Genomic DNA, 13004 nt, shown 5'->3' with positions numbered 1-13004 from the left:
AAGCACTCACCCGGCCCACGGCGGCACACCTCCCTCACGCCCCCACCCCCTCCGCCTGCGCCGCCCGCGACCACACACGATGCTGTCCCGCCGCATCAATAAACGCCCTGAGCACGTTCGCGACATCAGCCACATCCCCATGCGCCACCCCATCGGCAGGGTCCGGCAAATGCGCCGCGCTCAGCAGCAAGCGCCCCGTATCCACCGCGCCTATCGCCTTCAGGTGCTTGAACGCCTCGCTCACAAAATGGCGCGCGTCGCCCGATTGCACGAGCGTCTGCGCGGCCTCTTCGCCGCCGGGCACGAACACCGCGTCGAACATCACCGAGGGCATGCCCGCGATGGTCGCATCAGGCACGAGCCCGTCGATCGCTTCGAGCGTCGGGGCCACGAGCAACGCACTCGCGCCCTCCTTCGCGAACGCATCGCGCAGTTGCCGGATCATCGCGCCATCGCCGCCGGGCGCGCTCAGGAGCGCGATCTTGCGCGTCGCGATGCCCGGCTTCACGCGGTTGAGCAGGCTCAGCGCCGGCGAGTCGGCCGGCTGCGGCTTGCCCGGCTTGCTGCCCGCCTTCGGCGCGGGCAGCCCCAGCGCCTGCGCGACGGTTGCGGCCAGATCGGCGTCGATGTTCGCGAGTATCTCGTTGACGGTGCGCTCGCGTATGGCCGGCTTCGTGACCTTGCCGAGCTCGAACGTGTACGCCGCCGCGATATGGGCCTGCTCGGGCGCGGACATGCTCCGGTAGAACATCGTCGCCTGCGAGAAGTGATCGGCGAACGATTCGCTGCGCACGCGGATCTTCGTGCCGTCCACGCGTTCCGCGTAGCTCTCGAAGCCGCCCGCGTCGGGCTTCGTTTCCTTGGGCCAGCCTTCGCTCACCGAATTCGGCTCATACGATGCCTGCCCGACCGCAATCGTCTGCCGGTGCATCGCGTCGCGCTGATTGTTCTGGAACGGGCACACGGGCCGGTTGATCGGGATCTCGTGGAAATTGGGGCCGCCGAGGCGGCTGATCTGCGTATCGGTATAAGAGAACAAACGCCCCTGCAATAGCGGGTCGTTCGTGAAGTCGATGCCGGGCACGATATGGCCCGGGTGAAACGCCACCTGCTCGGTCTCGGCAAAGAAGTTGTCGGGATTGCGGTTCAGCGTCATCTTGCCGATCAGCTTCACGGGCACGAGTTCTTCGGGCACGAGCTTCGTGGGGTCGAGCAGGTCGAAGCCGAACTTGTGCTCGTCGGCCTCCTCGATCACCTGCACGCCCAGCTCGAACTCGGGATAGTCGCCGCGCTCGATGGCCTCCCACAAATCGCGCCGATGAAAATCGGGGTCCTTGCCCGCGATCTTCTGCGCCTCGTCCCAGACGAGCGAGTACGACCCCAGCACCGGGCGCCAGTGCCATTTGATGAAGCGCGCTTTCCCCTGCGCGTTGATGAGCCGGAACGTATGCACGCCGAAGCCTTCCATCGTGCGCAGGCTCTTCGGGATCGCGCGGTCGGACATGGCCCAGATGACCATATGCGCGCTTTCCGGCACGAGCGAGACGAAGTCCCAGAAGGTGTCGTGCGCGGTCCCGCCCGTGGGCATTTCGTCGGGCGCTTCGGGCTTCACGGCGTGGACGAAGTCGGGAAACTTGATCGCGTCCTGAATGAAGAAGACCGGCATGTTGTTGCCCACCAGGTCGAAATTGCCTTCCTCCGTGTAGAACTTCGTCGCGAAGCCGCGCACGTCGCGCACGGTGTCGGCGGAGCCGCGCGGTCCTTGCACTGTCGAAAAGCGCACGTAGACCGGCGTGGTTTTGGCGGGGTCCTGGAGGAACGCGGCGCGCGTGAGCTCGGCCTGCGATTCGTAGACCTGAAAGATCCCGTGGGCCGCCGAGCCGCGCGCGTGCACGATGCGCTCGGGAATGCGCTCGTGGTCGAAGTGCGTGATCTTCTCGCGCATGATGAAGTCTTCGAGCAGCGAGGGGCCGCGCGGGCCCGCGCGCAAGGTGTTCTGGTTATCGGCGATCTTCACGCCCTGGTTCGTGCGCAACGCCTCGCCCTGCGCGCGCGAGCGGAATGATTCGAGTTGCCGGGACTTCGCGTCGGCGGGCGCCTGCTGGCCGTGGGAGGACTTACGATGTGGCATGGGTGGCTCCTTGTGGGTCCTGGTGGGTCCTTTCGGGTGGATCTGTATGCGCCGCAAGCGATGTACCGCTGCGTGGCGCATGGCCCGTTGCCCGGCGCGCAGGCAAGCCGCGTTCCCGCTGCTTGTCGATGCTGGTCGATGGCTTTTTCCCGCGCGTGGCGCCGGGCGGGCAAGCCCGTTGCTCACTCCGGAGGTAGGTGCGCGGGCCGCCCGCCGCGCAATGTCCCAAAGTCCCGAACCCCTGCAACCGGCCCGTCCTCGAAGCGGGCCGCAACGAGGCCGCCATGCACACCGCCACCCGCCATCGAACGCACCGCACGCACCAAACGCACGACAGCGCCCATTCCGCTGCATCTTCCGCGGCACCTTCTACGGCCCCCGACACGGTCGCCATCGTCCTGACGATTAACGGCGTGCGCCACACCTTGACACTGGAGCCGTGGATCAGCCTGCTCGATCTGCTGCGCGAGCGCTTCCTTCTGACCGGCACCAAGAAAGGCTGCGACCACGGCCAGTGCGGCGCCTGCACGGTGCTCGTGGACGGCGTGCGCATCAATGCGTGCCTCGCGCTCGCCGTGGCGCACGACGGCGCCGCCATCACGACCGTGGAGGGCCTCGCGCAAGGCGAGACGCTGCATCCCGTGCAGCAGGCCTTCGTCGATCACGACGCGTTCCAGTGCGGCTACTGCACGCCGGGCCAGATCTGCTCCGCGGTGGGTCTGCTCGCGGAAAATCACGCCCACTGCCGCGACGACGTGCGCGAGCAGATGAGCGGCAACCTGTGCCGCTGCGGTGCGTACGTGAACATCACCAATGCGGTCGAGGCCGTGCGCCGCACTCAAGACGGCGCCGCCGGCGAGGAGGACGCGCCATGAACCGCTTTTCCTGGATGCGCGCGACGAGCGTGGCCGAGGCGGTGCGTCTGCACACCGTGATGGACGATGCCCAGTTCCTCGCGGGCGGCACCAATCTCGTCGATCTGATGCGCGAGAACGTCATGCGGCCCGCGGCCCTCATCGACATTTCGCGGCTGCCGCTGCGCGATATCGAGCCGACGCCGGACGGCGGCCTGCGCATCGGCGCGCTCGTCAGCAACAGCGCGCTCGCGTGGGACGCGCGCGTGCGCGAGCGCTACCCGATGCTCGCGCAGGCGATACTCGCGGGCGCCTCGGCACAGATCCGCAATGCGGCGACGCTCGGCGGCAATCTGCTCCAGCGCACCCGCTGCCTGTACTTCTACGATCCCGCCACGAGTTGCAACAAGCGCGCCCCCGGCTCGGGCTGCGCCGCGCTCGATGGCGTGAACCGCATGCACGCGATCTTCGGCGCGAGCGAGCACTGCATCGCGACGCATCCGTCCGATATGTGCGTCGCGCTGGCGGCGCTCGATGCGAGCGTCCACGTCGCGGGACGCCAGGGCGCGCGCACGCTGCCGTTCGACTCGCTGCACCGTCTGCCCGGACAGACGCCGCATCGCGAGACCGCGCTCGATCCGGAAGCGCTCATCACCGCCATCGAGCTGCCCATTGAAGGCTATGCGCGGCACAGCACGTATCTGAAAGTGCGCGATCGCCAGTCGTATGCCTTTGCTTTGGTTTCCGTAGCATTGGGCCTGCATGTGGAGGACGGCGCGATACGCGCGCTCGGCTGCGCGCTGGGCGGCGTTGCGCACAAGCCGTGGCGCGACCGCGAAGCGGAGGCGCAACTGATTGGCTGCGCGGCGGACGATACGCATGCGCATGCGCGTTTCGCCGATACCATCGTGGCGCGCGCCGACCCGCGCCCGGGCAACGCCTTCAAGGTCGAGCTCGCCCGCCGCGCGATCGTGCGCGCCTTCGAGCGGGCGCTCGCGCCCCAACCGGCGCAGGACGCCGAGGAGAACGAAGCATGAGCACCGCCGCCGAATCCCGCCATGCGGGCGCGCCCGCAACGACGACATCCGCAGCGCCAACGCAATCATCGTCACGCTCGGCAGCAACCGGGGCGCGCATCGGCGCGCCACTGTCGCGCGTGGACGGCCGCAGCAAGGTCACCGGCGCCGCGCGTTACGCAGCCGAATTCCCGGCCCCCGGGCTCGTGCATGGCATGGTGGTGAACGCGCCGATCGCACGCGGGGAGATCGTCGCCATCGACGCCTCCGCCGCGCAGGCGCTGCCCGGCGTGCTGCTGGTCATGACGCACGAGAACCGCCCCGCGCTGGCCGAAGACGATGCCGCCTGGAAGGACCAGATCGCGCCGGGCGGCACGCCGTTCCGTCCGCTCGGCGACGCGCGCATTCGCTACGCGGGCCAGCCCGTCGCGCTCGTGGTGGCCGAAACGCCGGAGCTTGCCGGGTATGCCGCGTCGCTCGTGCGCGTGCGCTACCGCAGCGAGCCCCATCAGACCGATCTCGATCGCGTGCTCCAGGACGCGGTCATGCCCTCGCTGGAGAAAGGCGGCTTCGAGCCGCCGCCCGCGCCGCGCGGCGACGCCTATGAGGTGCTCGCGCGCGCCGCTGCCAGCACCGACGCGTTCTACTCCACGCCCGTGGAGTACCACCAGCCGATGGAGACGCACGGCTGCACGGTCGTGCCTTCGGCCGACGGCCGCTACACCGTCTACGAAAAGACCCAGGGCGTGCGCAACACGCAGCAATATCTGATGAAGGTGTTCGGCCTCACGCAGGACCGCGTGCGCGTGGTCTCGCCCTTCGTGGGCGGCGCGTTCGGCTCGGGCTTGCGGCCCCAGTATCATCTGCCGCTCGCCATGATGGCCGCGCGCGGCTTGCGCCGCCCGGTGCGCGTCTCGCTCACGCGCGCACAGATGTTCACCTTCGGCCACCGGCCCGCCTCGGTCCAGCACGTCGCGCTCGGCGCGCGTCGCGACGGGCGGCTGGAGGCCATCGTTCACGAAGCCGTCGGCGAAACTTCGCAGTTCGAAGATTTCACGGACGTGGTCGTGAACTGGGCCGGCCAGCTCTATCGCGCCGAAAACGTGCAGCTCGGCTACAAGCTCGGGCGCCTCGATGTCTATACGCCGCTCGACATGCGCGCGCCCGGCGCCGCGCAAGGCATTTTCGCGCTCGAATGCGCGATGGACGAGCTTGCCGTCGCGCTCGGCATGGACCCGCTCGAACTGCGCATCCGCAATTACTCGACCGAAGACCCCGAGAAAAAGCGGCCTTTTTCGAGCAAGGCGCTGCTCGACTGCTATGCGCAGGGCGCGGAACGCTTCGGCTGGGGCGCGCGTATCGCCGCGCCGCGCTCGATGCGCGACGGCCACGAGCTCGTAGGCTATGGCATGGCCACGGGCATGTGGGACGCCCTGCAAAACGAGGCCACCGTGCGCGCCACGCTGGACGCGGACGGCCTGCTCGCGCTCGCGAGCGGCACGTCCGATATCGGCACCGGCACCTATACCGCGATCTCGCAGATCGCCGCCGGCGTCCTGCACATGCCGATCGAGGACGTGCGCTTCACGCTCGGCGACACGTCGCTGCCGAACGCGCCCATCGAAGGCGGCTCGTGGACGGTGGCGTCGGTGGGCAGCGCCGCGTCGCTCGCGTGCGAGCAGTTGCGCGCGCGGCTCGCGCAATTGCTGGTCGAGCACGGCGGCGTGGGATTCGCGAACCTCGACGCCGCGACGCTGGGCGAGGCGCTCGCGATCGAGCACGGCGAGGTGCGTGTGCGCGGCGGCGGTTCCGCGGATACCAATGGTGCCGAGGGTATCGATGGCTCGATGCGCGTCGCCATCGCCGACCTGCTCGCCCGCGCGGGCCTGAAGACGCTGGAAGAAACGGTCACGCTCAAGCCCGACGCCGTGCGCGAGCGCTACTCGCTGGCGACGCATTCGGCCGTGTTCGCCGAAGTGCGCGTCGACGAATCGCTCGGCCAGGTCCGCGTCGCGCGCGTGGTGAGCGCGGTGGCCGCCGGGCGCATCGTCAACCCCAAGACGGCGGCGAACCAGATCGCGGGCGGCGTGGTCTGGGGCATCGGCATGGCGCTGCACGAGCACGCGCAGTTCGATCACACGCTCGGCCGCGTCATGAATCACAACCTCGCCGAATACCACGTGCCCGTGAATGCCGACATCGGCGAGATCGACGTGCTGTTCGTCGACGAGCACGACGAGGTGGTGAACCCGCTCGGCGTCAAGGGCGTGGGCGAGATCGGCGTGGTGGGCGTGGCCGCGGCGGTCGCGAATGCGATCTGGCACGCCACGGGCAAACGCGTGCGCGCGTTGCCTATCACGCTCGACAAGCTGCTTTGAAGGCGCGCGCCATGAAGCCCTCGCCCGTCACGCGCCTCGCCGCCCAGGCCTATACGATCCCCACCGATGCGCCCGAAGCGGACGGCACCATCGCATGGCGCGCCACCACGCTCGCGGTCGTGGAAATCGATGCGTTCGGCAAGACCGGCATCGGCTACACCTATGCGCATGCGAGCGCCGCGGCGCTCATCGCCGGCGTGCTCGCCGACGAAGTCCGCCAGCACGACCCGCACGATATCGGCGCCATCAATCTCGCGATGCAGCGCGCCGTGCGCAATATCGGCCGGCCCGGCTGCGCGGCCTGCGCGATCTCGGCGGTGGATGCCGCGCTCTGGGATCTCAAGGCCAAGGTCTTCGACGTGCCGCTCGTCACGCTGCTGGGCGCGCAGCGCGAGAGCGTGCCCGTCTATGGCAGCGGCGGCTTCACGAGCTACGATCTGGACACGCTCGCGCGCCAGTTGCGCGGCTGGATCGAAGACGACGGCTGCCAGTGGGTAAAAATGAAGGTAGGCTCGCAGCCCGCCGACGACGCCGCGCGCGTGGAAGCGGCGCGGCGCGCGATCGGCGACGCGGGGCTGTTCGTCGACGCCAACGGTGCGTATGCACTCAAGGAGGCGCAGCGGCTCGCGGCCGCGTTCGATGCGCAGGGCGTGCAATGGTTCGAAGAGCCCGTTTCATCGGACGACCGGCGCGGTCTCGCGGCGCTGCGTGCCGCGTTGCCGCCTGCGATGGCGCTCGCCGCCGGCGAATACGCCTATACCGCCGACGATTTTCGCGCGCTGCTCGAAACGCATGCGGTGGACGTGCTGCAGGCCGACGCGTCGCGCTGCTGCGGCATCTCCGGCTTTCTGCAGGCCGACGCGCTCTGCGACGCGTGGCACATGCCGCTCTCGGCGCATTGCGCGCCTGCGCTGCATTTGCATGTGGCTTGCGCGGCGAAGCGCCTGGAACACATCGAGTGGTTCCATGACCATGCGCGAATCGAGGCGATGCTGTTCGACGGCGCGCCGCGCGTGCACGACGGCCGGATCGCGCCCGATTCCGGGCGGCCCGGCTGCGGGCTCGCGCTGCGTCACGCCGATGCGAAGCGCTATGCCGTCACGTGAGCGCTTATGAGTTAAGCGCCGCTTACGTGAGCGCGTCGCGCGGGCTCCGTGCGCACCGGCTCGACTGTGCGGGTGGGGTCGAAGTCGGTCCATTGCCCGTGCTGCCAGCGGCCGCTGGCGCGCTCGACTTCCATGCCGCCCGCTTCCTCGAGCACCTGGGCGGCCTCGGCCTGCGTCTCGGGGCTCACGTGGACCGCCACGAGCACGCCCGATTCGCGCGCCTTCGGCGTGCCGTCGGGGTCGTGGCCGATGTCGGGCCGCCGGCCGTGGCCGCCGCCGCGCGTCTGCCAGAGCGCGCCCATCAGCGTGCCCACATAGGCGCCCACGCCGGCGGCCACCGCAAGCACGATCAGCGAGCGCAGAAACAGCAGGGAGAACACCACGGCGACCATGAGACCGATCATTGCCCCCGCCGCCGCGCCCGCGCCAGCGCCCAGCGACGCCCAGCGCGCCTGCGGGTCGGCATTGCGGTCGCCGCCCACCGGAAAGAGGGCGTGCTGGCCACCGGGGTTCACGTAGAAAAGCGACAGGTCTTCATCCACGAAACCGTGGCTATGGAGCCTGTCGATGGCCGCTTCGGCGTTGTCGAACGTCGTGAAACGGCTCGCGACGATCAGAGACATGGCACACCTCCTTGCGCATTGGGTTGATACGTCGATGCGTTGATTCGCTGCTGCGGGCTCACTGATCCTCGACGCGAAAATGCCCGCTGTGCAACACCACGGCGCCGCCCGTCTGCTCGATCGCTCGCGTGCAAGCCGCGCGGATGCGGTCCTGCCCGCGCGCGAACGCGTCGCGCAGCGGTCCTTCGAGTGCCGATGCCGCGCCGAAATGGTCCTCCAGCGCCTCGGCCGTGACGCCGCAGTCGAGCGGCGCGCCGTCCAGTTCCGCCACGAAGCGCATCACCAGATTGGCGCCGTCGAATCGCGGGGGATCGCTCGGGTATTGGATACGCATACGGAGTTCGTCCTCCTTACCGGTTCGCTTGAAAGAACTTCCGCGGCGCGATCTACGCCGCCGCCGAACTCAGGCTCGCGATCAGCTCCGCGTTGAACGCGGGCAGGTCGTCGGGCTTGCGGCTCGTGATGAAATGGCCGTCGCGCACCACGCGCTGATCCACCCACGTGCCGCCCGCGTTGCGAATATCGTCCTGCAACGAGGGCCAGCTCGTCATGGTGCGTCCGCTCACGATCCCCGCCGAGACCGGCAGCCAGCCGCCATGGCAGATCACCGCAAGCGGCTTGTGCGCGGCGTCGATCAGGCGCACGAATTCCCGCGCCTCGGGAATCATCCGCATGGCGTCGGCGTTGACCACGCCGCCGGGCAGCACGACGCCGTCGTAGTCGTCGGCCTTCGCTTCGGCGAACGTGCGGTCCACCTTCACGCGGCTGCCCTTGTCGACGTGGCGGAAGCCCTGGATCTCGCCGCTCTTCTGCGAAATCACTTCAACCTCGGCGCCCGCCTCGGTGAGCGCGCGCAGCGGCCCGGTTAATTCGGATTCCTCAAATCCATCCACGGCGAGGATCGCCACCTTGCAGTGCTTCAGTTCGCTTGCCATCACTGTCCTCCCTGGCTTTGCGTTCAGCGGTTGATACGGTTGATCGCGGTTTGCCGCGCGTTGCCCTTGTTGCGCAACCCGTGTGCCACAAACGCCCACAAGCACCCGGCGGCACCTTTCAGCTCTTTTACGACGCACGCTGCGTGCCGCGCGCGACGGCCCGCGCCACGGTTATCGCCACGCTTCACGCCACGCGGCACTGCATTTGCGCAGCACTTCCGGTTAATCCGCCCCGCGCTCATCCCTCTCCCGCACGCTATTGCCAAGGAGGCGTTCATGCCCCAATCGACCCCAACCGGTATCGCCACCCGCCCCGATCTCGACCGCCTCGCCATCGACACGATCCGCACCCTCTCGATGGACGCCGTGCAAAAGGCCAACTCCGGCCACCCCGGCACGCCGATGGCGCTCGCGCCCGTGGCCTTCCAGCTCTGGCAGCATCATCTGCGGTACGACCCCGATGCGCCGCTCTGGCCCAACCGCGACCGCTTCGTGCTGTCGGTCGGGCACGCTTCGATGCTGCTCTATTCGCTGCTGCATCTCGCGGGCGTCAAGGACGTCGACGCGCACGGGCGGCCCACCGGCAAGCCCGCCGTCTCGCTCGCCGACATCGAGCACTTTCGCCAGCTCGACAGCGTGACGCCGGGCCACCCCGAATTCCGCCTGACGACGGGCGTGGAAACCACCACGGGGCCGCTGGGCCAGGGCCTCGGCAACAGCGTGGGCATGGCTATCGCGCAGCGCTGGCTGGCCGCGCATTTCAACAAGCCCAACGCGCCGCTATTCGATTACCGCATCTACGCGCTGTGCGGCGACGGCGACCTGATGGAGGGCGTCTCGCACGAAGCGGCATCCCTCGCGGGCCATCTGCGGCTCTCGAATCTCATCTGGATCTACGACAGCAACCGGATCACGATCGAAGGCCATACCGACCTCGCCTATAGCGACGACGTGGAAAGCCGCTTTCGCGGCTACCACTGGCACACGCTGCACGTCGACGACGCCAACGATACCGCCGCCTTCGAAGCCGCGCTCACCGAAGCCAAGGCCGTGAACGACCGGCCCACGCTCATCGTCGTGAAGAGCATCATCGGCTGGGGCGCGCCGCACAAGCAGGACACGGCGGCGGCGCACGGCGAAGCGCTCGGCGAGGACGAAGTGCGCCTCGCCAAGCGCGCCTACGGCTGGCCCGAAGACGCGCACTTTCTCGTGCCCGATGGCGTGCGCGAGCACATCGCGAACGGGCTGGGCGCGCGCGGCAGACAGGAGCACGAGGCGTGGCGGCAGCGCCTGACCGCCTGGGCCGCCAGCGAGCCGGCGCTCGCCACGGAACTGCAGCAACTGCTCGACGGCCGGCTGCCCGACGGCTGGGACGCCGGCATCCCGAGCTTCGACGCGGACGAAAAAGGCATGGCCACGCGCGAGTCGTCGGGCAAGGTGCTCAACGCGATCGCGCAGCGCGTGCCGTGGATCATCGGCGGGGCCGCGGACCTCGCGCCATCGACGAAGACCAACCTCAAGTTCGAAGGCGCGGGCAGCTTCGAGCACGACAGCCCGAGCGGGCGCAATCTGCACTTCGGCGTGCGCGAGCACGCGATGGGCTCCGTCTCGAACGGCATTGCGATATCGGGCCTGAGGCCATTCGCTTCGACCTTCCTCATCTTCAGCGACTATATGAAGCCGCCGATCCGGCTCTCCGCGATCATGGAGCTGCCCGTTGTCTACGTCTTCACGCACGACTCGATCGGTCTGGGCGAGGACGGGCCCACGCACCAGCCGGTGGAGCAATTGGCCTCGCTGCGCGCGGTGCCCGGCCTCACGACGCTGCGTCCCGCCGACGCCAACGAAGTCGCGCAGGCATGGCGCGTCGCGCTGGAGGCGCCGCGCGAGCCGGCCTGCCTCGTGCTGACGCGCCAGCCGGTGCCCACGTTCGATCGCAGCCGGTATGCGAGCGCCGAAGGCGTGCGGCGCGGCGCCTATGTGCTCGCCGATGCGCCCGATGGCAAGCAGCCCGAAGTATTGTTGCTGGGCACGGGCAGCGAGGTGGGGTTGTGCATCTCCGCTTACGAAACGCTGAAGGCCGAGAACATCCACGCGCGCGTGGTGTCGATGCCCTCGTGGGAGATCTTCGAGCGCCAGGATCAGGCCTACCGTGACGCCGTGCTGCCGCCCGAGGTGCGTGCGCGCGTGGCCGTCGAGCAGGCGGCCACGCTGGGCTGGGACCGCTACGTGGGCCGGCTGGGCTCGCAGATCGTGATGCATACGTTCGGCGCGTCGGCGCCGCTCGCTGCGCTGCGCACGAAGTTCGGCTTCACGCCCGAACGCGTGGTGGACGAAGCGAGGAAGCAGATCGCGCGCTGCAAGGCGGACGCGGGCGTGGGGGAGTGAAGCGCGGCCTGGTGACCCCGCGAATTCACGGCGCGTCGTGAAAGAGCAACTCAAGCCCGACGCGCTCGCCGCCCCGCACGCGGCTAACCGCGTGCTTGAGCTTGACGCGGTAATGGCCGTGCACGCCTTCAACCGGGCGCTGCGCGGTCGCGATGATGGCGGCGTCGCCGAGCGCGAGCGGCACGACCATCGGCCGCGACTGCATGCGCGGACGCTGCTCGGTCATCACGAATTCGCCGCCCGAAAAGTCCCGCTGCGGTTCGCTCAAGAGCGCCACCACCTGCAGCGGAAACACCTGCTCTCCCTCTTCGTGACGATGCAGCGCGAGGCGATCGCCCTCGCGCAGCCGGCTCAAATGCGATTGCGGCCGATGCTGACCGGCGCGGCGGTTCGCATCGAGCCACGTGTCGAGCTCGTCGGGAAAGCGCGAGTCGAGGCCCGCGAGCGCGTGCCAGCGGTTCGCCACGGGCACGAGCCAGCGATAGAGCGCCGCGCGCCACGCGTGCAGGAGCGGCGGCAAATCGTCGTTGAAATCGAGCCGCTCGCCGGTGCCGGGTTCCGTCCATACTGCGCTGGCCGGCATGCGCCCGCCCTCGCACGGCTCGGCGGCCCGTTCATCGAATAACCGCGCCAGCGCGCGCGCTTCGTGCGGATCGAAGCACCGGGGCAGCACGGCATAGCCTTCGGCGTCCAGTTGCGCGCCGATCGCGCCCGCATCGAAACGCTCGATCATCGCGCGCGCATTCATACCGCCTCCGATGCCGATGCCGACGGCTCGCGCGCGTCGTGAAAGATCAGCCCGAGCGTGTGCCGCGTGCCGCTGCGCACGACGCTCACGCCGTGGCGCATCGCCACCCTCGGCGTGCTCGCGCGCCCTCTCGCCGGTTTCCCGGCGGCTGGCCGCTGGTTCACGGTGAACACCACCGCATCGCCCTGCCCCAATGCGACCACATCGGCATGCTGGGCGCGGCTGCCCGTTTCGGTCATGACGAATTCGCCGCCCGTGAAGTCCTCGCCCGGCGCCGAAAGCAGGATCGCCACCTGGAGCGGAAACACGTGGTCGCCATAGAGGTCCTGATGCAGGCAGTTATAGTCGCCCGCGCGATAGCGGAGCATGAGCGGCGTGGGCCGCGTCTGCCCCGCCGCGTGACAGCGCGCGAGAAAGGCATCGAGCTCGGCCGGATATTGCACGTCGAGCCCCATTTGCCGGTTCCAGCGGTTGGCGATGGGTGCGAGACGCCGGTACAGCGCGTGGCGCAGGCGTTCGAGCAAGGGCGGCAACGGGTAGGCGAAATACTTGTACTCGCCGCGCCCGAAGTTGTGACGCGCCATCACGATGCGCGAACGAAAGCCCTCCTCGCGTGCATAGAGCGCGGCAAGCCGCTCGCACTGACCCGCATGGAGTACCGAAGGCAGCACCGCATTGCCGTAACGATCGAGCGAGGCAGCCGCGTCCGTCCAGATCGCGTCCCAATTCGGCCGAGGGTTCGTATTCGCGCTCGTCTCCCCGTTCCCGACACCGCTCGCTTCAACCCGCTTTGCATCGTCCATCGCCTGTTCCCGGTGAAAAAAT

Annotated in this window: 11 protein-coding genes; 5 read left to right on the top strand and 6 right to left on the bottom strand. The window is 68.8% G+C overall.

Features of this window, described 5'->3' with window-relative positions; genetic code table 11:
* Positions 1 to 34: 34 nt before the first annotated feature.
* Positions 35 to 2131, bottom strand: coding sequence for a catalase HPII (gene katE, locus U5775_RS06535; protein WP_322057313.1), 2097 nt, complete (start codon positions 2129 to 2131; stop codon positions 35 to 37).
* Between the two features lie 284 nt (positions 2132 to 2415).
* Between katE and U5775_RS06530 the strand changes: the two genes are divergently transcribed.
* The 4 genes from U5775_RS06530 to U5775_RS06515 are packed head-to-tail and all read left to right on the top strand — an operon-like array spanning position 2416 to position 7485.
* The gene (locus U5775_RS06530; protein ID WP_322057312.1) at positions 2416 to 3006 is read left to right on the top strand and encodes a (2Fe-2S)-binding protein; all 591 of its coding nucleotides are present in this window, start codon (positions 2416 to 2418) and stop codon (positions 3004 to 3006) included.
* Complete coding sequence (locus U5775_RS06525; RefSeq protein ID WP_322057311.1) at positions 3003 to 4022, top strand: xanthine dehydrogenase family protein subunit M; 1020 nt, start codon at positions 3003 to 3005, stop codon at positions 4020 to 4022. The genes U5775_RS06530 and U5775_RS06525 overlap by 4 nt, the downstream gene beginning before the upstream one ends.
* The gene (locus U5775_RS06520) at positions 4019 to 6379 is read left to right on the top strand and encodes a xanthine dehydrogenase family protein molybdopterin-binding subunit (RefSeq protein ID WP_322057310.1); all 2361 of its coding nucleotides are present in this window, start codon (positions 4019 to 4021) and stop codon (positions 6377 to 6379) included. The genes U5775_RS06525 and U5775_RS06520 overlap by 4 nt, the downstream gene beginning before the upstream one ends.
* 11 nt (positions 6380 to 6390) lie before the next feature.
* Positions 6391 to 7485 carry an enolase C-terminal domain-like protein gene (locus U5775_RS06515; RefSeq protein WP_322057309.1) on the top strand — a complete coding sequence of 365 codons (1095 nt, stop codon included), beginning with the start codon at positions 6391 to 6393 and terminating at the stop codon, positions 7483 to 7485.
* Between the two features lie 11 nt (positions 7486 to 7496).
* Here U5775_RS06515 and U5775_RS06510 read toward each other — a convergent pair whose 3' ends face one another.
* The 3 genes from U5775_RS06510 to U5775_RS06500 are packed head-to-tail and all read right to left on the bottom strand — an operon-like array spanning position 7497 to position 9043.
* Positions 7497 to 8108: a hypothetical protein gene (locus U5775_RS06510; RefSeq protein ID WP_322057308.1), complete on the bottom strand. Its 612-nt coding sequence runs from the start codon at positions 8106 to 8108 to the stop codon at positions 7497 to 7499.
* A 58-nt stretch (positions 8109 to 8166) separates the two neighbouring features.
* Entirely contained in the window at positions 8167 to 8442 is a 276-nt protein-coding gene (locus U5775_RS06505; RefSeq protein ID WP_322057307.1) for a DUF1488 domain-containing protein, read from the bottom strand.
* Positions 8443 to 8494: 52 nt separating this feature from the next.
* Positions 8495 to 9043 (bottom strand): type 1 glutamine amidotransferase domain-containing protein, encoded by a 549-nt coding sequence (locus U5775_RS06500; RefSeq protein WP_322057306.1) that lies wholly within the window; start codon positions 9041 to 9043, stop codon positions 8495 to 8497.
* 276 nt (positions 9044 to 9319) lie between these two features.
* On the opposite strand from U5775_RS06500, the gene tkt reads away from it, so the two are divergent.
* Positions 9320 to 11431, top strand: a complete 2112-nt coding sequence (gene tkt / locus U5775_RS06495; protein WP_322057305.1) for a transketolase — start codon at positions 9320 to 9322, stop codon at positions 11429 to 11431.
* 25 nt (positions 11432 to 11456) lie between these two features.
* Here tkt and U5775_RS06490 read toward each other — a convergent pair whose 3' ends face one another.
* Both U5775_RS06490 and U5775_RS06485 read right to left on the bottom strand, forming a co-directional pair.
* Positions 11457 to 12179: a 2OG-Fe(II) oxygenase gene (locus U5775_RS06490; RefSeq protein WP_322057304.1), complete on the bottom strand. Its 723-nt coding sequence runs from the start codon at positions 12177 to 12179 to the stop codon at positions 11457 to 11459.
* Complete coding sequence (locus U5775_RS06485) at positions 12176 to 12982, bottom strand: 2OG-Fe(II) oxygenase (protein ID WP_322057303.1); 807 nt, start codon at positions 12980 to 12982, stop codon at positions 12176 to 12178. Before U5775_RS06485 ends, U5775_RS06490 begins: the two co-directional genes overlap by 4 nt.
* Positions 12983 to 13004 lie beyond the last annotated feature (22 nt).

The sequence above is a fragment of the Paraburkholderia sp. J63 genome (assembly GCF_905220245.1).
In the GTDB taxonomy this organism is placed as follows: Bacteria; Pseudomonadota; Gammaproteobacteria; order Burkholderiales; family Burkholderiaceae; genus Paraburkholderia.
The sequence above is the reverse complement of the archived record's forward strand: the minus strand, read 5'-3'. Positions and strand labels throughout refer to the sequence as shown.